The sequence below is a fragment of the Bradyrhizobium sp. UFLA01-814 genome, from assembly GCF_046718885.1.
GTDB classification, from domain to species: domain Bacteria; phylum Pseudomonadota; class Alphaproteobacteria; order Rhizobiales; family Xanthobacteraceae; genus Bradyrhizobium; species Bradyrhizobium elkanii.
In genome coordinates, this window is sequence record NZ_JAQOSR010000024.1 from 24224 (window position 1) to 49637 (window position 25414).

Consider the following 25414-nt stretch of genomic DNA (forward strand, 5'->3'; position numbering starts at 1 on the left):
AATTTGCCTTGCAGTCTGCATTTGCGCGGGCTTCGGAAGACGTCGATCCCTACCTCCGCATGGTCAGACGAACTCGTCGCCGGCCAACCGCAACATTGGTCCGGGTCAACTCGGCTTGGCCGCGACAACCGCGCCGATCAATCTCTGATCGCCGTCTGCTACCGGAACGGAACGAAAATCCGGGATGGAGTCCTCATCGCGCTACGCGCAAGGAGGATCGCGGGATTCGACCAAGTGTCCCCGTCCGGTCGAGCCTCCCGTTCAAGCGGCCGGGCTTTTCGAATGATCGACGCCTGGCAAGGTCGCATTTCACGACATCCGCACAGTGGAATTTTCGATCCGACGGGAGCCTAGAAATGCCTCATCCCCAACAACGCATGGCCATCGCCGCGGTTACGCTGCTTCTCCTGGGAGTGAATGACATGCCGAGCCACGCAATTGGATTTGAGAATGCCCAGATCGGCGTTGCGCCGGCGGGCTGGACCGCCACCGTCACAGGGTCTGGCGATGCAAGATGGACGGTCGAAACCGATGCGACGGCGCCGTCGAAGTCGAAGGTGCTCAAACAATCCGGCCGAGCGACCTACCCGCTGCTATTGAAGGACGACACCAACATCAAGGACGGCTTTGTCGAGGTCAAGTTCAAGGCTGTCGCGGGCTCGCAGGACCGCGCCGCCGGCATTGTTTGGCGAGCGAAGGACGCGAACAACTACTACGTGACCCGCGCCAATGCACTCGAGGACAATGTCGTGTTGTACAAGACAGTGAACGGCGTCCGAAGCCCGCTCGACATCGTCGGCCGAAAGGGAGGCTACGGAATCAACACCAAGGTGCCGTCCAACAACTGGCACACGCTGCGTGTCGACTTCAAAGCTTCGCACTTCATTGTATCTTTCAACGGCAAACAATTGTTCGAGGTGGAGGATTCCACATTTGGCGATGCAGGCAAGGTGGGGCTTTGGACCAAGGCCGACAGTGTGACGCTATTTGATCAAATCACCTACGGAGAAGCCAAATAGGTAAGCTGGCGTTCAGTGGGTGACCGCCCAATCAGCAAGCTCGGGGATTCGCACCCTCCCCATCAGATGGGACCATCCATCCAAGTGTGCGTCACCTCATTTTTGGGGAACGACCGGTGGATGGAACGAGTCTTGTTCTTTTTGTTATTGCCGCTTTTGCCGGCGGGTTCGTCAGCGGCTTTTCGGGATTTGCGATGGGGCTCGTCGTGTCGGGTGTGTGGCTGCACATCGTCACGCCGGTGCAAACCGCGGCACTGATCGCGGGTTACGGCCTGCTGACGCAGGGCTACGGCATCCTGAAATTGCGTCAGGCGTTCAACTGGCACGCGATCTGGCCGTTGTCAGTTGGCACGACGATCGGCATCCCGGCCGGTGTGGTGCTGCTCACCTATCTCAGCGCGGTCCATCTGCAATTCGGTGTCGGCGCATTGCTGGCACTCTACGCGATCTACAGCCTGACACGGCCGGCGTTCAGGCCGGTGAAGATCGGGGTCGCACCGGACATCGCGATCGGTCTCGTCAACGGATTGGTCGGCGGACTCACCGGGCTGGGTGGCGTTGTCTCGACCATCTCGTGCCAATGGCGCGGCTGGACGAAGGACGCGCAGCGCGCGGTGTTCCAGCCGGTCCTGTTCGCCGCCTTTGTGGTGATCTCGATTTCGATGGGCGTTACCGGCGCCTTCACGACGGAAACCGTCAAACTGTACGGGCTGGGTCTGCCATTCCTTCTCGCCGGCCTCTGGAGTGGCTTCACGCTGTACGGAAAGATCGATGACGAGATGTTCCGCACCGTGGTGTTGATACTATTGCTGCTCGCCGGCCTGTCGCTGATCGTGCCCGCATTGGCTTGACGCGGTACCTCACTCACGTTCTTGAAGCTGGCGACCGGTGCGGCCAGATCCGTCGATCCGCGCCGCGCGCACCAACGGGCTCCGGCGCTCAAGCGACGGAGCCGGCCGGCAACGCTGCTGTTCAGCCCTACTCGGCCAGATCCTCTTCCAGGATCGCCATCTGGAACTGGAACGAGCGATCGTCGTCCTCGTCGTCGACGAACAGCACGCCGATGAACTCCTCGCCGATATAGACCTCGGCCGAGTCATCCTTCTTGGGCCGCGGCACCACGCGGATCTTGGGATTGCTGAACACGCGTTTGAGATACGCGTCGAGCTTCCTGACTTCCTGAACGTCCACGGCCGTCTCCAATCGGGTCGATGATTTTCGGGGGAGTTTTAGGACGAGACGGCAAAGATCGCCAGAGCCTTTTCAGGCTTTGGCGACGTGATGTTGCGCACACGACTCTTGTTTGGGCACGTTTTCGCCGCGATCAGAAAGCGAGTGAAATCAAAGCCCGATCGCGCCGAGCATCTGGTCCATGGTGCGCGACGGCTCGGCACAGCCGGCCTCGCCGACGATTTTCGCCGGCACGCCCGCGACCGTGACGTTGTGCGGCACCGGCTTGACCACGACCGAGCCGGCCGCGATGCGCGCGCAATGACCGATCTCGATATTGCCGAGGATCTTGGCGCCGGCGCCGATCAGCACGCCGTGGCGGATCTTCGGATGGCGATCCTCGTTCTCCTTGCCGGTGCCGCCGAGCGTGACGCCATGCAGAATCGAGACGTCGTCCTCGATGACCGCCGTCTCGCCGCAGACGAAACCGGTGGCATGATCGAGGAAGATGCCGCGGCCGATCCTGGCGGCCGGGTTGATGTCGGTCTGGAACACCGCCGAGGAGCGGCTCTGCAGATAGAAGGCAAAATCCTTGCGGCCCTTCTGATAGAGCCAGTGCGCGAGACGATGGGTCTGCAGCGCGTGAAAGCCCTTGAAGTAGAGCAAGGGATCGATGAAGCGCGAGGTCGCGGGATCGCGGTCATAGACGGCGACGAGATCGGCGCGAAACGCGTTGCCGATATCGGGCTCATCGCGCAGTGCCTCGCCATAGGTCTGGCGGATCAAATCGCCCGACAGCGCGGCGTGATCGAGCCGCTCGGCAATGCGATGGACCACCGAATCTTCCAGCCGCTCATGATGCAGCACGGTCGCATAGATGAAGGATGCGAGCTCCGGCTCGCGCCGCAGGATGTCCTCCGCCTCGCCGCGGATTCGATCCCAGATCGGATCGAGCGCCGCGAGCTTGCTCGCCTGCGGATTGACCTGATGAACTGCCATAGCTGCTCTCGCAATTCGGTTGTTCTGATGTGCGTTATAGCACGATGGACCCAGCGCGTCCCGGGATGGCTCAGTACGGTAAACCCCAGCCGAACACCCCCGGGCCGGCGTCTAGGGGAATTGGTCGGGATTTTGCCGAAATCAAGCCGTGCTTCTGCAACTATTGGCGGATTTCGTCCCCAGTGTGGTTTTGGGCATGGTCGGCCCCAATAATAGGGGGAAACATCATCAATACCCAGAGTTTAGGTGCCCGCCTGACCGATGCACGGTCGGTCTGGATCGCGACCATTGCCATCCCCCTCCTCCTGCTCGCCCCTGCCTTCTGGAACGGCTATCCGCTGCTCCAATGGGATACCGGCGGCTATCTGGCGCGCTGGTATGAGGGCTACCTGGTGCCGAGCCGGTCCACTGTGTTCGGCATCTACCTCCATGTCGGCGAGACATCGGATTTCTGGCTCAACCTCGGCATCCAGACCCTGGCGACGCTATGGATCCTGCAGCTGACGCTGCGCGTGCTCGGCCTCGCCCGGCCGGTCCGGCTGATCGCGATCAGCCTCGCGCTGACCGCAACCACCGCTTTGCCCTGGCTGGACAGCATGCTGCTGACCGACATCTTCGCCGGCCTTTCGGTGCTCGCGCTCTTCATCCTGATCCTGCACGGCGAACGGATTTCGACGCTGGAGAAGGCGGTGCTGTTCGGGTTCATCGCGTTTTCCGCCGCCACGCACAGCGCGACGCTGGCGGTGCTGCTCGGCCTGTGCTGCGTCGGCTGGATGCTGCGTCCGTGGCTCGGGCGGCGCATCCCGGTCGCGAGCCTCGTACAAGGCAGCCTGACCACCGTCGCCGGCGCGGCGATGCTGCTGGCGGCGAACTTTGCGCTGTCCGGACAGCTGGCCTGGACGCCCGGCGGCTATGGCGTCGCCTTCGGCCGCATGCTGCAGGATGGCATCGTCGCGCAATATCTGCACGATCATTGCGCGACGGAGAAGCTGAAGCTCTGCCCCTATCGTGACGAGTTGCCGCCGACCGCCGACGACTTCCTGTGGGGCCACAGCATGTTCAACGCGCTCGGCCGCTTCAAGGGACTGAATGACGAGATGGGCTACATCGTGCTGCGCTCGCTCGCCGAATATCCGGAATGGCAGGCCAAGGCAGCGCTGACGGCAACCGCAGACCAGCTCATGCATGTCGCGACCGGAGAAGGCTCCAATGGCTGGATCCCGCATACCTACGGCATCATCGAGCGCTACATTCCCAAACAAATCGCGCCGATGCGCGCGGCGCGGCAGCAACGCTGGCACCTCGACTTCACCGCGATCAACCACATCCACGTGCCGGTCGCGCTGGGCTCGATGCTGCTGGTCGTCATCCTGTTCGGCCGCGGCCTGTGGCAGCGGCGGCTCGACGATCTGACGCTGCTGGCGGGCACGGTCACGCTCGCCTTGCTCGGCAATGCCTTTGTCTGCGGCGTGATCTCGGGACCGCACGACCGCTACGGCGCGCGCATGGTGTGGGTCGCGACCTTCGTGGTGCTGATCGCGGCCGCGCGCGCCTTCGCCAAAGATGAAGCCGACGATCTATTTTCGCCGCGACAGGAAGTCGATGACCCCGGTCTTGTAGACCTTGTCGCCGACCGCCCGCATGTGATCGCGGTTCGGAATGTCGAGCACCTCCGACCCCGGAATGATCCGGCCGAGCGCTGACGCCGAGCCCGCGATCTCGTCCTTGCTGCCGACCGCGATCGAGACCGGCACGCGGATGCCGGCCGCCTCCTCGCGCGTCATCAGGCGGCGCGAACCGCGCAGGCAGGCGGCGAGCGCGCGGCGGTCGGAGCGGGTCTGGTCGGCAAAGGCGCGGAAGGTACGGCCGACCGGGTCGGTGACATCGTCGAGCGACGCCGCCTCCAGCGCCAGCGCGACCGTCTCGCCGGGGCCGCCGCCCTCGATCAGTCCGATGCCGATCCCGCCAAGGATCGCCGAGCGCACCCGATCGGGATTCTCTCGCGCCAGGATCGCCGTCATCCGCGAGCCCAGCGAATAGCCCATGATGTCGGCGCGCGTGATTCCGAGATGGTCCATCAGCGCGATCACGTCGCTGGCCATGGTCGCGATCTCGTACTGCGCGGCATCGTAGAGCTTGGCGGATTCGCCGTGGCCGCGATTGTCGAGCGCGATCACGCGACGGCCGGCCTTGACCAGATCCGACACCCAGGTCGGGTAGATCCAGTTGACGTTCTTGCTCGAGGCAAAGCCGTGCACCAGCACGATCGGTTCGCCCGCGCCTTCGTCGATATAGGCAATTTCAACATCGCCGTGATGGAAACTCGGCATCATCCATTCCGTTTCTTCTTGGGATTTGCGACAGGCGATCGCAAGCCTAACCCTGGGCGGGCATACTCGCCAAGGTAGGCTGAGCGGCCATCTGCCGCTTCAGGCGCAGCGCCTTGCTTCGTCTGAGCCACCAGGCGGTGGCCCGTTCGGTGGTGGCCTTGATCGACGACAGGAAGCCGAACAGCGCCAGCAGCGCGCCGAACAGCCACATGGTCAGATTGAATGCGCCGGCGGCCAGCAGCAGCGCACCGCGGCCGAGCAGCTTCAGGATCGCACGGGTCTGGCCGCCCTTCGCCTCGGCGATCCGCGCCGCCCGCGCGATCTCCTTCGGGTTCTCGGCGACCTTCAACGTATCCCGCGCAGCGCGAACCCCCGCCGCTTCGCCGATGCGCCCGACGTCCTTGGCGACGCGCACCAGCGCGCCGGCCTTCTCGGCGCGGAAGGCCGCGCGGATCGCGGTTGCGGTTTGCACCGGCCGCAGCACCGAGCCGGATACGACCGCCTCGCGCAGCGCGGGCTGGTCGACCACCTCGCGGGTCGAACGCCCGGCCCATTCGATCATCCCCTCGCTGAGCCGCCCGGCCTTGCGCGTATCCTTGACCAGCGTCAGCCCGGCGCGCAGCGGCCCGGCGCCGCCGACCGACACATAGGTGGCCGCGGTCACCGCAAGCCCGGCGGCCGCAAGGCCGAGCACCAGCTGGTCGGTGTCCTCGCCCATCACGAGGTGCTTGCCCTCGCGCACGACGTCCCTGACATCGCCGAATACGAACAGGTCGCCGGCGACCGTGCCGGACAGGCTTGCGACATCGTCGGCATTGCCGGTCACGAGGCCGGTGGCGAAGCCTTTGGCGAAATGCATGGTGGATGATTGCTCGGCGCGCGCGTCATCGACGCGCTTAGTAAGATCATCACCGAGCGCGATGTTCTTCTCGCCGGCGAGTTCGACAAAGCTGGCCGCAAGGTCGGCATCGCCGGAGGCCAGCGCCGCCTCAATATTGTCGGAGATCAACGCCGGGTTGTTGCGCAGAACGGAATTGAGCCTGATGTCGGCGAGCGCAGCGGGATCCTCCCGCGCCGCCAGCACGGTGCCGGCGTCACGGGCGTGCGGCCAAATAGCCGCGCCCACGGCAGCACTTGCTGCCACGCCGACCACCGCCAAGCTGACGCGCACCCGATTCATTCCGCTAAAACCTCTAGTTTTATTCGCCTTGGAGATAGTGTGCCGTTTTTGCGACACAACGGCTCCGACCAAAGGAGGGCTTCTCTGGGACGACAAGATTGTGTCGAATTTGCATGAGCAAATGAGCCATCGGGGCTCTAGGAATCAACTGTTCCCGCCAGTATGGTGCGCGGCATTTCGCGATGCCGCATGCTGTTGATTGCGTCTGCCCATCGTTGCCATCAAGGTGAGAATATGTCCGACCACGTCGTCCCGCACTTCCATAACGATGCCGGTGTCTCGGTGATCGAAATCGGATCGCAGGAGTTCATGTGCGTCGGCGCCAACCCGCCGTTCGACCACCCGCACGTGTTCCTCGACCTCGGTAACGACAGCGAGATCATCTGCCCGTACTGCTCGACGCTCTATCGCTTCGCGTCCGACCTCGCGGCCGGCGAAGCGCGGCCGCCGGAATGCGTGCTGAAAGACAAGGTCGCCTGACCGCTCCGTGGCGCTGACGCGAACCGTCATCGTTGCAGGCGCCGGGATCGGAGGACTGACGGCGTCGCTGACACTGGCGGCACAGGGCTTTCGCGTCGTCGTGCTGGAGAAGGCCGAACGGCTCGAGGAAGCCGGCGCCGGCATCCAGCTCTCTCCCAACGCCAGCCGCATCCTGGTCGAGCTCGGGCTCAAGGAACCGCTTGCGCAGCGCGCGGTCACGCCTGAATCCGTCAACATCCTGAGCGCGCGGGCCGGTGGCGAGATCGCACGGATGCCACTTGGCCAAGCCGCCGAGTTCCGCGCCGGCGCACCCTATTGGGTGATCCACCGCGCCGATTTGCAGGCCGCGCTGCAGGCCGCCGTCAACGACCATCCCGATATCGATCTGCGGCTCGGCTGCCAGTTCGAGGATGTGACCAAGCATGCCAGAGGCCTCACGGTCGTCCAACGCCGCGGCAATACACGGCAGGAGGAATTGGCCGTTGCGCTGATCGGTGCCGACGGCATCTGGTCGTCGGTGCGCGGGCATTTGTTTCCGGATGTACGGCCGCAATTCTCCGGCCTGATCGCCTGGCGCGGCACGCTGGACGCCACCGCCCTGCCGCATGAATACACCGCACCGCGCGTGCAGCTCTGGATGGGACCGGACGTGCATCTCGTCGCCTATCCCATCTCGGCCGGACGCCAGATCAACGTGGTCGCGATCGTATCGGGCACCTGGAACCGGCCGGGCTGGAGCGAGCCCGGCGACATCAACGAGATCAAGGGTGCATTCGCCACCGCGCGCTGGCCCGCGACGGCGCGGATGCTGATCGGCGCGGTCGACGGCTGGCGCAAATGGGCGCTGTTCACCCTGCCCGACATCGGCCGCTGGAGCGAAGGCGCGGTGACGCTGCTCGGCGATGCCGCGCATGCGATGCTGCCGTTTGCCGCACAAGGCGCCGGCATGGCGATCGAGGATGCGGCCGTGCTCGCCAAGGCCTTGAGCGAGAGCACCGGGGAAAACACCGCAGGCATTCCCGCCGCGCTGAAGCGCTACGCACGGGTGCGGCGCGGACGCGTATTGAAAGTGCAGCGCCTGGCGCGACAGCAGGGCCGCATCTATCATTTGGGCGGACCGGCGGCGATCGCGCGCGATCTGGCGATCCGCGCCATCGGTCCGGAGCGCATGTTGGCGCGGCAGGACTGGATCTACGACTGGCGCGCCTGAGCTCGGCCAACCGTCTCGTTCTGGAAACGCCGGCCTAGTGGACGAGGCCCCGTGGCGCGCGCGGGCCCTTCGCCGCCGGCGTGGGAGCAGCGGGGGCAGCGGCCGCAGGCGTGTCCGGCGTGCTTTCATGGCACCTGCCTTTGCGCCAGGCCTCATCCGCCAGCTTCTGCTGGGAGTGGATCGAGATCAACTCGTTGCGATAGACCATCTCGGAGACGACAGTCCCGCCGACGCCGGTCTCCGCCTTGGCCATCAATTTTTCCTGATCCGCCGCGCGGGTCTTGAGATTGCTGCGCTCGTTCTCGAGCTGCTTGCAATCATAGAGCTCATATTTGGCGGGATCGGCGAATGCCGACGGCACGCTGTCGCCGATCTGCGCGCAGCCGGAAACGCCCGCGGCCGAGGCGAGCAGCGCGATGACGGCCGCCGCGCGCGGCAGCTTCGGGCGGCGTGGGAAACGAACAGACATTCAGCTTTCTTAACCGGACAGTGTTGAGATTGCCTAAAGCAGCCACCGGTGTCCGGATTGAGGCTCAATCGCGGCGGCGCGCTGCTTATCCCAATGCTCGGCCGCCGAGGCAAATGGAATTGCGGGCGGCCGCTTAAGCCTTTGAAAGCTCACCTGTTAGCACTGGATAATGACAATTCCACTCCGCGCCCAAACGCGCTAGAAATCGGCGCGCCTGGCGCAACGCGGACGTGGCGGAACTGGTAGACGCAAGGGACTTAAAATCCCTCGATGGCAACGTCGTGTGGGTTCGAGTCCCACCGCCCGCACCAGCCTTCGCATGCCGTGCACGGACCCACCAGGCGGGCCAGCATCGCGATGCTCGCCGCCTCGTGTTTTCCGGCTGTGGCGTGGTTCACACGCCGCGATCGCTGACCATCGTAGTCTTCCCGCATTGGAAATTCCGGCCGCTCATTTCGCGGCCGTCGCATTGCGAAATCAATTTGGTCGGAGATCGGCGATGGAGATTGCAAACTGCAATCGGATTGCAAACTGCAATCGGATTGCGAAGAGCAATCGGATTGCGACCGGTATTGGACCGACGCAGCTCACGAGCTTGTCGAGCCCGAGCAGTATGAGACCAGACCACGGCGATTAGCGGTCGCCGGTTCGGAACTCATGCACTGGATATTCGTTGTCATGCCGCAATTGGAGCATGACGATGCCGAACGACGATCCATCCGCGCAGCGCGCAACCGAACAATGCGATCAGCGCAAGGAGCGCCCCTCCCCGCCGCACAGCGCGCCACCAGGCGGGCCACCGCTTAGCGACGGATTGGAGCAGCTTCGCGACAGCCACACCTGACAAGCGACAGCGAAAAGAAAAAGAAAAATGGCCGGGACAAGTCCCGGCCATTCGTTTTGCGTTGAGCCGCAAGCTTATTCGGACTTGTCGATATTCCAGAAGATCGGCGTCGCCGGGCCGTCGAGCACGCCGGTGAGCGACTTCCGCCAGGCGCTCGGAATGGTGTACTGGCCGAGCGGAACGTAGATCACCTGATCGTAGGCCTCGGTCTGGATTTCGGTGGCGATCTTCTTCTTTTCCTCAGCCGAGCCGGCGCGTGCGAATTTGTCACGCAGCTCCTCGATCTTCGGGTCTTCGGCCCAGCCGAACCAGCCGCCATTCTTGCCGCGCCCGGTGATCGACGCGTTGACGATCGGATCGGAGACGTCGGCCGCGACCCAGTTGGTGAAGAACATGTTCCAGCCGCCTTCCTTCGGCGGCTTCTGGCTGGCGCGGCGGGTCACCACGGTCTGCCAGTCGGTGGCCTGCAGGTCGACCTTGAAGCCGGCCTCGCGCAACTGCTGCGCGGCCACGACCGGCTGGGCCTTCAACGTCGTGACGTCGCCCGGCGCCATGATCACCACGGGGGTGCCGTCATAGCCGGACGCGGCGAGCGCCTTCTTGGCTTCCGCGAGGCCGTTGCCCTTCACCAGCGTTTCGGCCCCGACGTCGGTCTCGAGCGGCGTGCCGCAGACGAAGAAGGCGCCGCAGATCTTCTGGTACTTGGCGTTGCCGACCAGCGCGTCGAGCACGTCCTTCTGGTTCATCGCCAGGAACGCAGCCCGGCGCACCTTCGGATTGTCGAACGGCGGATAGAGGAAGTTCATGCGTCCGAGGGTCTGGAAGCCGAACTTGTTCAGGACGTCGATCTTGAGATCCGGATTGGCTTCGAGCACCGGCAGCATGTCGAACGGAAGGTTCTCCATGAAATCGATGTCGCCGGATTGCAACGCGTTCACCGCGGTCTGTGCATCGGCCATCGTGACCCACTCGACGCGGTCGACCTTGACGACCTTGCCGCCCGCGGTCCAGCTCGCCGGCTCCTTGCGCGGCACGTAGTCCTTGTTCTTCTCATAGACCGCCTTCACGCCCGGCTGGAATTCCGCCTGCACGAATTTGAACGGTCCGGAGCCGATCTGTTCCGGGATCGGCTTGTCCGGCGGCGTCTCGGCAAGACGCTTCGGCATCATGAACGGCACGCGCGACGACGGCTTGCCGATCGATTCCAGCACGAGGCCGTAGGGTTCCTTCAGCTTCAGCGTGATGGTCTTGGCGTCGGTCGCCTCCAGGCTCGCGACGAAGTCCATCAGCTTCTGGCCCATGCCGTCGACCTTGCCCCAACGCTGCAGCGAGGCGACGCAGTCTTCCGCGGTGACCGGCGCGCCGTCGTGCCACTTCAGGCCGTCGCGCAGCGTGAACGTATAGGTCAGCTTGTCGTCGGAAACTTTCCAGTCCGCCATCTGCGGCTGGATCTTGAAATTGGAATCCGTCGCCAGCAGCGTGTCATAGATCATGTAGCCATGATCGCGGGTGATGTAGGCCGTGGTCATGATCGGATCGATGACGCGCAGATCCGAGTGCATCACCGCGGTGATGGTCTTGCCCGCAGCCATCGCCTGCGGTGCGAATGACAATTCCTGCGGCGCGAACGACAGCGCGAGCGCCGTCAACGCGGCCGCTAGCGTGCGGTGTTTCCAACGCGAGATAGGGAACATGCAATCTCTCCTGACGTGTAACTGGTCAAAGCCGGCTTATTCGTTATGCATGCGGTTCGTTATTTAGGCGAACTAACATGCTGTATGGCTTGTGAAATCGAGACTTGCACCAAGCGCCAAGCGCGTCAATCGGTTTCAGGCCGCATCGGACGTACACAAACGAATGAGGCCGCACGCCAGATTTTGGCTTTACAAAATCGTCGGCTGAGATTTTCGTAACGCCGCGCGATGCCGGCGCCGTCAGAACAACAAGAGAGAAAAACGATGAACCCAGCCAATCTCCCCTTTGATTCCGAAACGATGCTGCAGGGCCTGCGCAGCTGGGTGGAATGCGAAAGCCCGACCTGGGACGCGGCCGCGGTCGAGCGCATGCTCGATCTCGCCGCCCGCGAGATGGCGATCATGGGTGCGACGATCGAGCGCATCGCCGGACGCCAGGGCTTCGCGGGCTGCGTCCGCGCCCGTTTCCCCCATCCGAAACAAGGTCAGCCCGGCATCCTGATTGCCGGCCATCTGGACACCGTGCACCCCGTCGGCACCATCGAGAAGCTGAAGTGGCGGCGCGAAGGCAACAAGTGTTTCGGGCCGGGCATCTTCGACATGAAGGGCGGCAACTACCTGTCGATCGAGGCGATCAGGCAGTTGGCGCGCGCCTCCTTCACGACACCGCTGCCGATCACCGTGCTGTTCACCCCCGATGAAGAGGTCGGCACGCCGTCGACGCGCGACATCATCGAGGCGGAAGCCGCGCGCAACAAATACGTGCTGGTGCCGGAGCCCGGCCGGCCGAACAACGGCGTCGTCACCGGCCGCTATGCGATCGCGCGCTTCAATCTGGAAGCAACCGGCAAGCCCAGCCATGCCGGCGCGACGCTGTCTTCCGGGCGTTCCGCGATCCGCGAGATGGCGCGGCAGATCATCGCCATCGACGGCATGACCACCGAGGACTGCACCTTCTCGGTCGGTATCGTGCATGGCGGCCAGTGGGTCAATTGCGTCGCAACGACCTGCACCGGCGAAGCGCTCAGCATGGCCAAGCGCCAGGCCGATCTCGACCGTGGCGTCGAGCGCATGCTGGCACTGTCGGGCACCGCCAACGACGTGACCTTCAAGGTGACGCGCGGCGTCACCCGCCCGGTGTGGGAGCCCGATGCGGGCACCATGGCGCTGTATGAAAAGGCAAAAGGCCTTGCGGCGGCGATGGGTCTCGATCTGCCGCACGGCAGCGCCGGCGGCGGATCGGACGGCAACTTCACCGGCGCGATGGGCATCCCCACGCTCGACGGCCTCGGCGTTCGCGGCGCCGATGCGCATACGCTCAACGAATATATCGAGGTCGACAGCCTCGCCGAGCGCGGCCGCCTGATGGCGGCATTGTTGGCGACGCTGGACTGACATCGATTGCACTGCACAACACGTTGGCACTGCCGGACCGAAATTTAGCCTTGTCCATTTTTAAGGCTTCGCCTACGGTCCGGCCGTCCAACGCGACGATGCGGGAGAGATCGAAGCGACAACATTCGTGTTGTTGCCTTCGGCGCCGACGGAGCAACCGCCCCGGAAACTCTCAGGCAAAAGGACTGTATCGTCAGGACGATCTGGAGAGAGACGAACATGGCCGCACATCAAGGGCCATGACGTCCACCGAAGGGGATAGTTCGCTTCTGGCCTCGGCCCGATGCGGATCAAGCTCTCAGGTACCGTGACAGATGGGGCGCCGAATGCCGGTTTCACCGGTGGTTCGGCGACTCTAACCCACGGGAGCCTGAAGACCATCATGCCACATATTGCGATCATCGGCGCCGGCATCACCGGCGTAACGACGGCCTATGCCCTGCTTGAACGCGGCTACAAGGTGACTGTCCTCGACAGGCATCGCTACGCCGCGATGGAAACCTCGTTCGCCAATGGCGGACAGCTTTCCGCCAGCAACGCCGAAGTCTGGAACAGTGCTGCGACCATCCTCAAGGGTCTGCGCTGGATGCTCAGAAGCGACGCGCCGCTGCTGATGAACCCGAAGCCGAGCTGGCACAAATATTCCTGGATCGGCGAGTTCGTCGGCGGCATCACGCGCTATCGCAGCAACACGATCGAGACCACGCGGCTCGCAATCGAAGCGCGCAAGCACCTGTTCTCGATCGCACAGCGCGAGAATATCGCCTTCGATCTCGAACGCCGCGGCATCCTGCACGTCTATCACGACAAGGCCGGGTTCGAGGCGGGCCTGCGGGTCAACACGCTGCTGCAGCAAGGCGGGCTCGACCGCCGGCCGGTGACCCCGGACGAAATCCGCGTCATCGAACCCGCGCTGCAGACAACCTGCTATGGCGGCTTCTTCACGCCGTCGGACGCGACCGGCGATATCCACAAATTCACGCGCGGGCTTGCCGACGCCTGCATCCGCCGTGGCGCGAGCTTTGTCCATGAAGCCGACGTCGACACGATCGCACGCGGCGATGACGGCTTCCGCATCGACTGGAACGAAGTTGCTTCAGATGATGCTGCGGTCGCGACGCGGCAGCAATTGCAAGCGGACGGGATCGTGATTTGCGCCGGCGTGGCGAGCCGCCACTTCGCCAGCCTGCTCAACGACCGCGTCAATGTCTATCCGGTGAAGGGCTATTCGATCACGGTGCAGCTCGATGCGCCGCAAAGCCGGAATGCGGCCCCAACCGTCAGCCTGCTCGATGAAGCTGCGAAGATCGTCACCAGCCGGCTCGGCGCCGACCGCTTCCGCGTCGCCGGTACCGCAGAGTTCAACGGCTTCAACCGCGACATTCGCGCCGATCGCATTCAACCGCTGGTGGACTGGGTGCGGCATCATTTCCCAAACATCGACACGTCGAAAGTCGTGCCATGGGCGGGTTTGCGCCCGATGATGCCGAACATGATGCCGGTGGTTCGCGCCGGACGGATTCCGGGCGTGTTCTACAATACGGGCCACGGTCATCTCGGGTGGACGCTGTCGGCGGCGACGGCGCAGATGGTGGCCCAGGCGATCGACGATTGGCACGACCTCGACGCGCCGCCGATGGCGCCGTCGTTCGGTGCCGGGCTCGATGTGCCCGCCGACGCGCGCAAAGCTGAAATCAATCCACCTTCCAGTGGACTGCTTCGAACTGCACCGGAGGAATAATCGCGGCCAACAGGACTGATTAGCTGCACCGCAAAAACCGCAGCACCGATGGCATGGGACTTGCTCAAGTTCTACCGTGAGTCTGCTACCATCTGTGCTACGGTCTGGTGTGCAACGGTCCCGCTGGGGACTTCATCGACCACAACCCAACGGATCAAATTTGCTCGGATATCTGCTTCGCCGCATCCTCGCCGCCATTCCCGTGATGGGCGTGGTGGCTCTGTTCGTGTTCCTGTTGCTGCGGCTGACGCCGGGCGACCCGGCCGCCATCCTCGCCGGCGATAATGCGACGCCCGAACAGCTCGAACGCATTCGGACCTCGCTTGGTCTGAACGAGCCGATCTACATCCAGTTCTACACCTGGATCGCCAAGTTGCTGCACGGCGACCTCGGCGTCTCCCTGATCTCGAACAAGCCGATCCTCGAAATGATCGGCCCGCGCCTCGAGCCGTCGATCTCGGTCGCGCTGGCCACCATCATCCTCTCGATCCTGGTCGCGGTGCCGCTCGGCGTGATCGCGGCGTGGAAACACGGCACCTGGATCGACCGCTTCGTGATGGGACTGTCGGTGCTCGGCTTCTCGGTCCCGGTGTTCGTGATCGGCTATGTGCTGATCCAGATCTTTGCGATCGATCTGCGCTGGGTGCCGGTGCAGGGCTTCAAGAGCATCTCGGCCGGCTTCGGTCCGTTCTTCCAGCGCATCATCCTGCCGACCTGCACCCTCTCCTTCATCTACGTCGCCCTGATTGCGCGCATGACACGCGCCTCGATGCTCGATGTGCTCGGCGAGGATTACGTGCGCACGGCGCGCGCCAAGGGCATCGGCGAGACCGGCGTGCTGCTGCGCCATGCGCTGCGCAACGCGGCCGTGCCGGTCATCACGGTGATCGGTTCCGGCTTCGCGCTGCTGATCTCCGGGGTCGTCGTCACCGAAAGCGTGTTCAACCTGCCCGGCATCGGCCGCCTCACCGTCGATGCGGTGCTGGCGCGCGACTATCCGGTGATCCAGGCGATGATCCTGTTGACGTCGGGTATCTACGTCGCGGTCAATCTGTTGATCGACCTCGCCTACACCCTGCTCGATCCTCGTATCCGGTACTGAGCAATGGCGATCGAAACCCTTCCCGAATCCTCTATTCCCGTTACCCGGCCGTTCCGCGTCAAGTTCGGCTTCCTGACGTCGACGCCGATCATCGCGATTGCGACGATCTGCCTCGCCCTCATCATCCTGATGGCGATCTTCGCGCCGCTGCTTGCGCCGCACGATCCCCTGCTGTTGACGCCGTCGCAGCGGCTGAAGCCGTCGAGCGCGCAATATCTGCTCGGCACCGACGCCTATGGCCGCGACCTGTTGTCGCGCATCATCTACGGCGCACGGATCTCGCTGGTGATCGGGCTCGGCGCCGCCGTCTGCTCGATCGCCATCGGGCTTCTGATCGGCCTCGTCGCCGGCTTCTTCCGCTGGGTCGATGCGGTGCTGATGCGCGTGATGGACGGCTTGATGGCGATCCCCGCCATCCTGCTCGCGATCGCCGTGGTGTCGCTGTCGGGTGCCAGCATCTGGACCGTGATGGTCGCGATCACCATCCCCGAGATCCCGCGCGTGGCGCGGCTGGTGCGCTCGGTGGTGCTGACTGCGCGCGAGGAGCCTTATGTCGAGGCCGCGATCTCGCTCGGCACCAGCCTGCCGAAGATCATGTGGCGGCATTTGATGCCGAACACGATCGCGCCGCTGATCGTGCAAGGCACCTATGTCTGCGCCTCCGCGATCCTGACCGAGGCGATCCTGTCGTTCCTCGGCGCCGGCATCTCGCCGGAAACGCCGACCTGGGGCAACATCATGGCCGAGGGCCGCGCCTATTTCCAGGTCAAGCCGTCGCTGATCTTCTGGCCGGGGCTGCTGCTCTCGATCGCCATTCTCAGCGTCAACCTGATCGGCGACGCCGCGCGCGACGCGCTCGATCCCCGCATGAAGCAGCGTGAGGGCAAGTGACGGCTTCAATGCCAATTGAAGCCGTCATCCCGGGGCGGTGCGAAGCACCGAATCCGGAATCTCGAGATTCCGGGTTCGATGCTTCGCATCGCCCCGGAATGACAGTGGACAAATTCCGTCGCCGCGCTCACCGCAGCCGCGCCAAGAGAACCTGACATGACCAACGTCGTCCTCGACATCAACAATCTCGTCGTCGGCCTCGGCCGCAAGGCGGATGCGCATCGCATCATCGACGACCTGTCGCTACAGGTCCGTGAAAGCGAGACGCTGTGCCTGGTCGGCGAAAGCGGCTCGGGCAAGTCGGTGACATCGCTCACCGTGATGGGCCTGCTGCAGAAGGGCACGCTGGTGCCGTCTGGCGGCAGCGTCAAACTGGTCGGCGAGGAACTGCTCACCGCCAGCGACCGGCGGCTGCGGCAACTCCGCGCCACGCGGATGGCGATGATCTTCCAGGAGCCGATGACCGCGCTCAATCCCGTCGTGCCGGTCGGCCGCCAGATCGACGAGGTGCTGCGCGCCCACACCGATCTCGACGCCCGCGCGCGGCGTCAGAAGATTTTGGCGATGATGGAGCATGTGCGGCTGCCGGACGTCGAGCGCATCTTCTCCTCCTACCCGCATCGGCTCTCGGGCGGTCAGCGCCAGCGCATCATGATCGCGATGGCATTGGTTCTGGAGCCGAAGCTCCTGATCGCCGATGAGCCGACCACCGCGCTCGACGTCACCACGCAGAAGCAGATCCTCACCTTGATCCGCGATCTGCAACGCGATCACGGCACCGCTGTTCTGTTCATCACCCACGACATGGGCGTGGTGGCCGAGATCGCCGACCGCGTCGCGGTGATGCGACACGGCCGCCTTGTCGAAACCGGCCCGCTGCAGGACGTGCTGCGCAATCCGAAGATGGAGTACACCCGCAATCTCTTGTCCTCGGTGCCGAGCCTGGTGCCGCGCGCGCCGCGCCCGGAGACGACCGAGCCAGTGGTGCTGGAAGCCAACGAGCTCAGCAAGATCTACCGGGAGCGGTCGCTGTACGGCAAAGCCCGCGAGGTCGCCGCCGCCAGCAACGTCACCCTCACCCTGCGCAAGGGCCGCACGCTCGGCATCGTCGGCGAAAGCGGTTCCGGCAAGTCGACCGTCGCGCGCTGCATCGTCCGCCTGATCGATCCGACCTCGGGCGGGGTGCGCCTCGCCGGCCGCGAGATCTCCGACCTGTCGCGCCGGCTGCTGCAGCCGCATCGCCAGAAGATCCAGATCATCTTCCAGGATCCCTACCGCTCGCTCAATCCGCGCGTCACCGTCGGCGAGAGCATCGCGGAAGGCCCGGTCAATTACGGCATGCCGCGCAAGGACGCGCTGGCGCGGGCGCGCGAGCTGCTCGAGCTCGTCCACCTGCCGCCCGACGCGATCTCGCGCTATCCGCACCAGTTCTCCGGAGGCCAGCGCCAGCGCATCGCGATCGCGCGCGCGCTGGCGCTCGATCCCGACGTGCTCGTCGCGGATGAGGCGGTGTCCGCGCTCGACGTCTCGGTGCAGGCGCAGGTGCTGGATCTACTCGACGAAATCCAGCGGCGACTGGGCATCGCGCTGCTGTTCATCACGCATGATTTGCGCGTCGCCGCACAAATCTGCGACGACGTCGCCGTGATGCAACATGGCCGCGTCGTGGAACAGGGACCGGCCGCCGAGGTGCTGACCAATCCGCAGCAGGCCTATACCCGCGCGCTGCTCGATGCGGCGCCCGGACGCGGCTGGGATTTTGCGAATTTCCGCCCGGTTTCGGAAGGCCTCGTGGCAACGGCCTAAGTCTTTAGCCTTAGCCTCACGACGTACCTTTGGGCCCTCAATACGCCCATAGGGCATGCAAATCCGGAAGTGCTCCACGGCTTGCGCTTGGCGCGACGACACGCTTAACGTCGCGCGCTAGAGCGTGGCCCTGAAGGTGGACACCGGTCTTCCCCAGAGATCACGCTCCAACCAACGCGATGAGATCATGACGCGCGTCGTCACGATCGCATCATGATCGAAGAAACGCGTATCGAGACCAACTTGATGACTCGCATTGCCGTCGGCGGCTTCCTGCACGAGACCAATACCTTCGCACCGACGAAGGCAACCTATGACGATTTCGTGCATGGCGGCGGCTGGCCGTCGATGAGGCATGGCGCCGACGTGCTCAAGGTCATGCGCAAGATCAATGTCGGCCTTGCCGGGTTTGTCGAGGCGGCGGAAGCCAATGGCTGGGAGCTGGTGCCGACGATCTTCGCCGCGGCGAGCCCATCAGCGCATGTCAGCAAGGATGCGTATGAGCGGATCGTGACGGAAATGGTCGACGGCATCGCCGCGGCCGGACCGATCGACGCCGTCTATCTCGATCTGCACGGCGCCATGGTCACCGAGCATTATGACGACGGTGAAGGCGAAACGCTGGCCCGCGTGCGCAAAGCGATCGGCAACGACCTGCCGCTGGTGGCGAGCCTCGATCTGCATGCGAACGTTTCACCAAAGATGATCGAACATGCCGATGCGCTGATTGCCTACCGCACCTATCCGCATGTCGACATGGCCGAAACCGGCCGCGCCTGCGCCCGGCATCTGGCGCTGATGCTCAAGTCCAGGCAGCGCTTCGCCAAGGCCTTCCGGCAATTGCCGTTCCTGATCCCGATCAGCTGGCAATGCACCAACGACCAGCCCACGAAAGGCATCTATCAGAAGCTCGCCGCGCTCGAGAGCGACGCCGTGCCGACGTTGTCGTTTGCGCCCGGCTTCCCCGCGGCCGATTTCAGGGATTGCGGGCCGAGCGTGTTCGCCTATGGCCGGACCCAGGCCGATGCGGATGCCGCCGCCGACAAGCTCGTCGCGCTGGTCGAGAGCCATGAGGACGATTTCGACGGCCGGATCTATTCGCCCGACGAAGGCGTGCGACTGGCGATGGAACTGGCGAAATCGGCGAGCCGGCCGATCATCATCGCCGACACCCAGGACAATCCCGGCGCCGGCGGCGATTCCGACACCACCGGCATGCTGCGCGCGCTGGTGCGCAACAGGGCGAGTGCCGCGACCGGCGTGATCTACGACCCGCAATCCGCGAAGGCCGCGCACACCGCCGGTGTCGGCGCCACTGTCACGCTCGAGCTCGGCGGCAAGTCCGGTATTCCCGGCGACGCGCCATACCGGGAGACTTTTGTCGTCGAACAGCTCTCGGATGGCAAATTCGTGGCTCCCGGTCCCTATTTCGGCGGCCGGGACATGGATATGGGCCCCTCGGCCTGCCTGCGGGTCGGCGACGTCCGCGTCGTAGTCGGGTCCTACAAGGCCCAGCTTGCCGACCAGGCGATGTACCGCTATGTCGGCATCGAGCCGACGGCACAGAAGATCCTGGTCAACAAGAGCTCGGTGCACTTCCGCGCCGATTTCGAGCCGATCGCCGAGAAACTGCTGATTTGCGCCGCTCCCGGTGCGATGCCCGCCGATACCGCCACGCTGCCGTGGAAACATCTGCGTCCCGGCATTCGTATCAAGCCGAACGGCCTTGCTTTCACACCCACCTCCCCATCACGCACAAACGGATAGAGAGCCATGCCGACCATTGAGCGCATCGACAGTTTTGCCGACGAACTCACCGCCATCAGACGGGATCTGCATGCGCATCCCGAGATCGGCTTCGAGGAGGTCCGCACCTCAGGCATCGTCGCCGACAAGCTCGCGAGCTGGGGCATCGAGGTGCATCGCGGCCTCGGCGGCACCGGCGTGGTCGGTGTGCTCAAGGGCAAGGGCAGCGGCTCCAAGAAGATCGGCCTGCGCGCCGACATGGACGCGCTGCCGATGGAAGAGAACACCAATCTGAAGTGGCGTTCGACGATTCCCGGCCGCTTCCACGGCTGCGGCCATGACGGCCACACCACGATGCTGCTCGGCTCGGCACGCTATCTGGCCGAGACCCGCAATTTCGACGGCACCGTGCATTTCATCTTCCAGCCGGCCGAGGAAGGCCTCGGCGGCGCCCGCGCCATGATCAAGGACGGCCTGTTCAAGCAGTTCCCCTGCGACGAGGTCTATGGCCTGCACAACGCACCCGACCTGAACCATGGCGAGATCGCCATCCTGCCGGGCCCGGCAATGGCGGCAGCCGACTTCTTCGACATCAGGATCCAGGGCTACGGCGCGCATGGTGCGATGCCGGAGCGCTCCAAGGATGCCGTCGTGATCGCAATGACGCTCGGACAGGCGTTGCAGTCGATCGTCAGCCGCAACGTCGATCCGCTGCAGGCTGCGGTGCTGTCGATCACGCAGATCCATTCCGGGTCGGCGTACAACGTCATTCCCGGCGAAGCCTGGATGTGCGGCACGGTGCGCTGCTTCTCCGACGAAATCCGTGAGCTGATCCGCAAGCGCATGCGCGAAATCGCTGCCGGCTTTGCGGCGGCATATGATGCCGAAATCTCGGTCGAGATCCGCGACGGCTTCAGCGTGCTGGTGAACCAGGAAGAACAGTCCCGCGTGGTCGAGGAAGTCGCGCGCGCCGTCGTCGACCCCGCCAAGGTGATCACGCGCTCGACGCCCAAGATGGGCAGCGAGGATTTCGCCGACATGATGCAGGCCATTCCCGGCGCGTATTTCTGGGTCGGCCATGACGGCTCCGTGCCCGTTCACAATCCCGGTTACGTTCTCGACGACAAGATCCTGCCGATCGGCGCCAGCATGTTCGCCCGCATCATCGAGAAACGCATGCCGGCAGGTGCGCATGCATAAGCCCAAAGGGGACGCCATCACGTCGCTGCACGATCTCTCCGCCGTCGACCTGCTCGCCGGCTATCGTGCCAAGCAGTTCTCGCCGTCCGAGGTGCTGGAGGAAATCATCTCCCAGGTCGCGACCTGGGAGCCGCACATCAAGGCCCTCTATCTGTACGACCCGGAAGGGGCGCGGAAGGTCGCCAAGACCTCGACCGAGCGCTGGCAGCAAGCCGAGCCGGCCGGCACGCTCGATGGCGTTCCCGCCACCATCAAGGACAATGTCGCGACCAAGGGGCAGCCGGTGCCGCTGGGCGCGGCGAGCGTCACGCCGGCGCCCGCGGAGAAGGATGCACCGCCTGCGGCGCGGCTGCGCGAGGCCGGCTGCGTGATCTTCTCCAAGACCACGATGCCGGACTACGGCATGCTGTCGTCGGGCCTGTCGTCGTTCCATCCCCTGACCCGCAATCCCTGGGACGTCAGCAAGAACCCCGGCGGCTCGAGCGCCGGCGCGGGCGCGGCAGGTGCCGCCGGCTACGGTCCCTTGCATCTCGGCACCGATATCGGCGGCTCGGTGCGGCTGCCGGCCAACTGGTGCGGCCTTGTCGCATTGAAGCCGAGCCTCGGCCGCGTGCCGATCGACCCGCCCTATGTCGGCCGCGTCGCCGGTCCGATGACCCGCACCGTCGACGACGCGGCGCTGATGATGAGCGTGCTGTCGCGTCCCGACCGCCGCGACGGCATGAGCCTGCCGGCGCTGGAGGTGAACTGGAAGGCGCTGGAAAAGTCGCCGCGCAAGCTGCGCATCGGGCTGATGCTCGACGCCGGCTCCGGCCAGAAGGTCGAGAAGGAGGTTCGCGAAATCGTCGTGAAGGCGGCGAAGGCGTTCGAATCCGCCGGCGCCGTCATCACCGAGATCGACGGCATCCTGACGCCCGAGATGCTCGAAGGGCTCGACAATTTCTGGCGCGCCCGGACCTGGGATGAGCTGTCGAAACTGTCGCAGGCCGACCGCGGCAAGACCCTGCCCTACATCCTCAACTGGGCAGAGGCCGGCGCAAAGCTCTCCGGCGTCGACGTGGTGCGCGGCTTCAACCAGACGATGGCGATCCGCGCGGCCGCCGCGAAATTGTTCTGCGAGGTCGACTACGTGATCTCGCCGGTGTCGCCGGTGGTGAACTTCCCGGCGGAGTTCGCAGCGCCGCTCAACGACCCCGCAAAGCCGTTCGAGCACATCTGCTTTACCGTGCCGTGGAATATGTCGGAGAACCCCGCGCTGTCGATCAACGGCGGCTACGACAAGAAGGGTTTTCCGATCGGCGTCCAGATCATCGGTCGCCGCTTCGACGACATCGGCGTGCTCGGCATGGGCAAGGCGTTCGAAGGCCTGCGCGGCCCGCAGAAGCCGTGGCCCACGCCGCCGAAGAAGTAAAGCAGCGCCTCAACGCAAGTCGGGATGCGCGGAGCCAAGTCCGCGCATCCCTGTTCTTCACAAGGGATGATTGCCGGGTTAACTGGATGGAGACGCGCGCCAGCGCCGTTCATTCAAGAAAACCGAGAGGAAATCATCCCCATGGCGTATGAGACGATCAAGTACGAGGTCGCCGAGCAGATCCTGACCATCACGCTGAACCGGCCCGACAAGCTCAACGCCTTCAACGCCACGATGCAGCAGGAGCTGATCGACGCGTTCGACAAAGCCGACAAGGACGACGACGTCAGGGCCATCATCGTGACCGGTGCGGGCCGCGGTTTCTGCGCCGGCGCCGATCTTTCATCCGGTGCCAACACGTTCGACCGCGATGCGCGGCGCGGTCCGGTCAAGCGCAATGCCGACGGCAGCGTCGACTACAGCGATCCGCAGGTGCGCGACGGCGGCGGGCAAGTGACGCTGCGCATCTTCAAATGCCTGAAGCCGGTGATCGCCGCCGTGAACGGCCCGGCAGTCGGCATCGGCGTCACCATGCAGCTTGCGATGGATATCCGCATCGCCTCCGACGCCGCGCGGTTCGGCTTCGTGTTCTCCCAGCGCGGCATCGTGCCGGAAGCCGCCTCGAGTTGGTTCCTGCCGCGCATCGTCGGCATCTCGCAGGCGCTGGAGTGGTGCTACTCCGGCCGCGTCTTCCCGGCGCAGGAAGCGCTCGCCGGCCGGCTCGTCAGCAAGGTGGTGCCGCCCGATGACCTGTTGCCGACCGCGCGGGCGCTGGCCAAGGAGTTCGCGGCCAAGACCGCGCCGGTGTCGGTGGCGCTGATCCGCCAGATGATGTGGCGCATGCTGGGCGCCGACGATCCGATGGAGGCGCACAAGGTCGACAGCCGCGGCATCTATGCCCGCGGCCGCTCCGACGACGTCAAGGAAGGCGTGGTGTCATTCCTGGAAAAGCGCCCCGCGCAGTTCAAGAACAAGGTGTCGTCTGATATGCCCGACTATTTTCCGTGGTGGCAAGAGCGCGACTATAAGTGAGCGAACGGCGTCAAGCGGCGTCCACGCTTGACGGCGTCGTCCTGCTGCACGGCATCAGCAGGACGGCGCGCTCGTTTCGCAGGATGGAGCTGGCGCTGAGGGCCGCCGGCTTTGCCACCCTCAATCTCGACTACGACAGCCGGCGCAAGCCACTCGACGCGCTGGCCGAGGATATCCATCCTTCGCTCGATCAATTCGCGCGCAGCCTCGACGGCTCCGTGCATTTCGCCTGCCATTCGATGGGCGGGCTTCTGGCACGCGTCTATCTGGCAAGGCATCGCCCGGCGCGGCTCGGCCGCGTCGTGATGCTGGGCACACCGAACGGCGGCAGCGAGATCGCCGATCGCCTGAAGAACCTCGCGGCTTATCGCGCCTATTTCGGTCCGGCCGGCCAGCAGCTCGTCACCCGCCGCGATGCCGCGACCAGCGCGCTGCTGCCGCCGATCGATTATTCCGCCGGCATCATCGCCGGCAACCGCTCGGTCTATCCGATCACCTCCATCGGCCTGCCGCGGCCGCACGACGGGCGGGTGTCGGTCGCCAACACCAGGCTCGACGGCATGGCGGATCATATCGTGATCCGCACCTCGCATCCCTGGCTGGTGCGCAACGCCGAAGCGATCGCGCAGACCATCGCGTTCTTGCAAGAGGGGAAATTCAGCACAAATCGTCGGGTGGACTAAGGGCGCGGACTCATTGGCACGCAGCCGGACCCGGTCGCGAATGACACGAGGGGGATGTCGGAGTGCTCTGCTTCGCTCAGTCGGCGTGGACGTTACCCATCCTGTGCAGCTTGAGCATGGCATAGACCGCATTGTTGGCCGGCGTCGGAATGCCAAGCGGGCGGGCGAACTCCACCACCTTTCCGGCGAGCCAGTCGAGTTCGAGCCGGTTGCCGCGTTCGAGATCGTGCAGCATGGAAGCCTTGAAGGTGGGCGGCGAGGATTCTGCGAATTTCATTCTGTCCTCGGCAAAATTCTCCGGAATCGGAACGCCCTTGGCACGGCCGACCGCCACCACCTCGCTCATCAGGCTGTAAAAGAACGCCCGCGTATCCGGGTCGGCCAGGATCGGCCCCAGCGGCTGGCGAGTCGTTGCGGTCGCGCCAGATAGTCCGACGAGGAATACGAATTTCTGCCAGCGCTCCCGGTCGATCCCGTCGGACACCGAGATGTCGATCCCGGCCGCATGAGCGGCGTCGGCAAAGGCTTTGAGGCCCTCGTCGGGCTTGCCGTCGGTTCGGCCGCAGACCATGCGCGCGAACTGGCTCGTGTGGGTGACGACGCCAGGCGCGGACAGCACCGTAGCAATATAGGCACTTCCGGCGACCACATTGTCGGCGCCGAGAATCGGGGCGATCCTCTCCGCGCTATCGACCCCGTTTTGCAATGGGATCACCCGGGTGCGGGGTCCGACCAGGGGGAGAGACGACCTGGCCGCCGTCTCGCTGTCCCAAAGCTTGACCGCGAACAGAACGATATCGACAGGGCCGACCGTGGCAGGGTCATCGGTCGCGTTGGGCTCAGGCAAATGAAGATTGCCAAGCACACTCTCGACCTTGAGACCGTTTTTCCTGATCGCCTCGAGGTTGGAGCCGCGTGCGATAAAGAACACGTCGTGCCCTGCCGCAGCCATACGTGCTCCGAAATAACCGCCGAGGGCACCGGCCGCCATCACAGCGATACGCATGTTATC

Annotated in this window: 21 protein-coding genes, 1 tRNA gene, 1 pseudogene and 2 riboswitches; of the genes and pseudogenes, 16 read left to right on the top strand and 7 right to left on the bottom strand. The window is 64.5% G+C overall.

Annotated features, from left to right (window positions below; translation table 11 throughout):
* Window positions 1-356: 356 nt before the first annotated feature.
* Both PMN64_RS10160 and PMN64_RS10165 read left to right on the top strand, forming a co-directional pair.
* Window positions 357-1019 (top strand): family 16 glycoside hydrolase, encoded by a 663-nt coding sequence (locus PMN64_RS10160; protein WP_411780587.1) that lies wholly within the window; start codon window positions 357-359, stop codon window positions 1017-1019.
* Window positions 1020-1135: 116 nt separating this feature from the next.
* Window positions 1136-1870 carry a sulfite exporter TauE/SafE family protein gene (locus PMN64_RS10165; protein WP_411780588.1) on the top strand — a complete coding sequence of 245 codons (735 nt, stop codon included), beginning with the start codon at window positions 1136-1138 and terminating at the stop codon, window positions 1868-1870.
* A gap of 127 nt (window positions 1871-1997) precedes the next feature.
* Here PMN64_RS10165 and PMN64_RS10170 read toward each other — a convergent pair whose 3' ends face one another.
* Complete coding sequence (locus PMN64_RS10170; protein WP_021077729.1) at window positions 1998-2210, bottom strand: DUF3126 family protein; 213 nt, start codon at window positions 2208-2210, stop codon at window positions 1998-2000.
* 150 nt (window positions 2211-2360) lie between these two features.
* Complete coding sequence (gene cysE / locus PMN64_RS10175) at window positions 2361-3188, bottom strand: serine O-acetyltransferase (RefSeq protein ID WP_411780589.1); 828 nt, start codon at window positions 3186-3188, stop codon at window positions 2361-2363.
* A 182-nt stretch (window positions 3189-3370) separates the two neighbouring features.
* Between cysE and PMN64_RS10180 the strand changes: the two are divergent.
* Window positions 3371-4762 (top strand): annotated as a pseudogene (locus PMN64_RS10180) (hypothetical protein); the annotation flags it as partial.
* A 3-nt stretch (window positions 4763-4765) separates the two neighbouring features.
* Here PMN64_RS10180 and PMN64_RS10185 read toward each other — a convergent pair.
* Both PMN64_RS10185 and PMN64_RS10190 read right to left on the bottom strand, forming a co-directional pair.
* Window positions 4766-5518: an alpha/beta fold hydrolase gene (locus PMN64_RS10185; protein ID WP_411780590.1), complete on the bottom strand. Its 753-nt coding sequence runs from the start codon at window positions 5516-5518 to the stop codon at window positions 4766-4768.
* A gap of 46 nt (window positions 5519-5564) precedes the next feature.
* Entirely contained in the window at window positions 5565-6698 is a 1134-nt protein-coding gene (locus PMN64_RS10190) for a hypothetical protein (RefSeq protein WP_411780591.1), read from the bottom strand.
* A gap of 234 nt (window positions 6699-6932) precedes the next feature.
* Between PMN64_RS10190 and PMN64_RS10195 the strand changes: the two genes are divergently transcribed.
* Complete coding sequence (locus PMN64_RS10195; protein ID WP_092115185.1) at window positions 6933-7178, top strand: zinc-finger domain-containing protein; 246 nt, start codon at window positions 6933-6935, stop codon at window positions 7176-7178.
* Window positions 7179-7185: 7 nt separating this feature from the next.
* The gene (locus PMN64_RS10200; RefSeq protein ID WP_411780592.1) at window positions 7186-8388 is read left to right on the top strand and encodes an FAD-dependent monooxygenase; all 1203 of its coding nucleotides are present in this window, start codon (window positions 7186-7188) and stop codon (window positions 8386-8388) included.
* A gap of 34 nt (window positions 8389-8422) precedes the next feature.
* Here the strand turns inward: PMN64_RS10200 and PMN64_RS10205 are convergent, their stop codons facing one another.
* Window positions 8423-8857, bottom strand: coding sequence for a twin-arginine translocation pathway signal (locus PMN64_RS10205; protein ID WP_411780593.1), 435 nt, complete (start codon window positions 8855-8857; stop codon window positions 8423-8425).
* Window positions 8858-9081: 224 nt separating this feature from the next.
* On the opposite strand from PMN64_RS10205, the gene PMN64_RS10210 reads away from it, so the two are divergent.
* Window positions 9082-9168 (top strand) — tRNA-Leu (locus PMN64_RS10210).
* Between the two features lie 607 nt (window positions 9169-9775).
* Here PMN64_RS10210 and PMN64_RS10215 read toward each other — a convergent pair.
* Window positions 9776-11395: an ABC transporter substrate-binding protein gene (locus PMN64_RS10215; RefSeq protein WP_028336108.1), complete on the bottom strand. Its 1620-nt coding sequence runs from the start codon at window positions 11393-11395 to the stop codon at window positions 9776-9778.
* A gap of 264 nt (window positions 11396-11659) precedes the next feature.
* Here PMN64_RS10215 and PMN64_RS10220 point away from each other — a divergent pair, with 264 nt between their 5' ends.
* The 10 genes from PMN64_RS10220 to PMN64_RS10265 all read left to right on the top strand — a co-directional run bounded on the left by PMN64_RS10220 (window position 11660) and on the right by PMN64_RS10265 (window position 24402).
* On the top strand, window positions 11660-12790 hold the full coding sequence (locus PMN64_RS10220) for a M20/M25/M40 family metallo-hydrolase (RefSeq protein WP_411780594.1): 1131 nt from the start codon (window positions 11660-11662) through the stop codon (window positions 12788-12790).
* Window positions 12791-12881: 91 nt separating this feature from the next.
* A riboswitch (glycine riboswitch) is annotated at window positions 12882-12988 on the top strand.
* A gap of 3 nt (window positions 12989-12991) precedes the next feature.
* A riboswitch (glycine riboswitch) is annotated at window positions 12992-13106 on the top strand.
* A 66-nt stretch (window positions 13107-13172) separates the two neighbouring features.
* Window positions 13173-14531: a D-amino acid dehydrogenase gene (locus PMN64_RS10225; protein WP_411780595.1), complete on the top strand. Its 1359-nt coding sequence runs from the start codon at window positions 13173-13175 to the stop codon at window positions 14529-14531.
* A 160-nt stretch (window positions 14532-14691) separates the two neighbouring features.
* On the top strand, window positions 14692-15633 hold the full coding sequence (locus tag PMN64_RS10230; protein WP_304495980.1) for an ABC transporter permease: 942 nt from the start codon (window positions 14692-14694) through the stop codon (window positions 15631-15633).
* A gap of 3 nt (window positions 15634-15636) precedes the next feature.
* Window positions 15637-16524 (top strand): ABC transporter permease, encoded by an 888-nt coding sequence (locus tag PMN64_RS10235; protein WP_038383303.1) that lies wholly within the window; start codon window positions 15637-15639, stop codon window positions 16522-16524.
* Between the two features lie 156 nt (window positions 16525-16680).
* The gene (locus PMN64_RS10240; RefSeq protein WP_411780596.1) at window positions 16681-18330 is read left to right on the top strand and encodes an ABC transporter ATP-binding protein; all 1650 of its coding nucleotides are present in this window, start codon (window positions 16681-16683) and stop codon (window positions 18328-18330) included.
* A 246-nt stretch (window positions 18331-18576) separates the two neighbouring features.
* Window positions 18577-20097 carry a M81 family metallopeptidase gene (locus PMN64_RS10245; RefSeq protein WP_411780597.1) on the top strand — a complete coding sequence of 507 codons (1521 nt, stop codon included), beginning with the start codon at window positions 18577-18579 and terminating at the stop codon, window positions 20095-20097.
* Between the two features lie 6 nt (window positions 20098-20103).
* Window positions 20104-21276: a M20 aminoacylase family protein gene (locus PMN64_RS10250; protein WP_411780598.1), complete on the top strand. Its 1173-nt coding sequence runs from the start codon at window positions 20104-20106 to the stop codon at window positions 21274-21276.
* Window positions 21269-22687, top strand: coding sequence for an amidase (locus tag PMN64_RS10255; RefSeq protein WP_411780599.1), 1419 nt, complete (start codon window positions 21269-21271; stop codon window positions 22685-22687). The genes PMN64_RS10250 and PMN64_RS10255 overlap by 8 nt, the downstream gene beginning before the upstream one ends.
* A gap of 141 nt (window positions 22688-22828) precedes the next feature.
* The gene (locus PMN64_RS10260; RefSeq protein WP_411780600.1) at window positions 22829-23719 is read left to right on the top strand and encodes a crotonase/enoyl-CoA hydratase family protein; all 891 of its coding nucleotides are present in this window, start codon (window positions 22829-22831) and stop codon (window positions 23717-23719) included.
* Window positions 23716-24402 (top strand): esterase/lipase family protein, encoded by a 687-nt coding sequence (locus tag PMN64_RS10265; RefSeq protein WP_411780601.1) that lies wholly within the window; start codon window positions 23716-23718, stop codon window positions 24400-24402. The genes PMN64_RS10260 and PMN64_RS10265 overlap by 4 nt, the downstream gene beginning before the upstream one ends.
* Window positions 24403-24478: 76 nt before the next feature.
* Here the strand turns inward: PMN64_RS10265 and PMN64_RS10270 are convergent, their stop codons facing one another.
* Window positions 24479-25408 carry a ketopantoate reductase family protein gene (locus tag PMN64_RS10270; RefSeq protein WP_411780602.1) on the bottom strand — a complete coding sequence of 310 codons (930 nt, stop codon included), beginning with the start codon at window positions 25406-25408 and terminating at the stop codon, window positions 24479-24481.
* Window positions 25409-25414 lie beyond the last annotated feature (6 nt).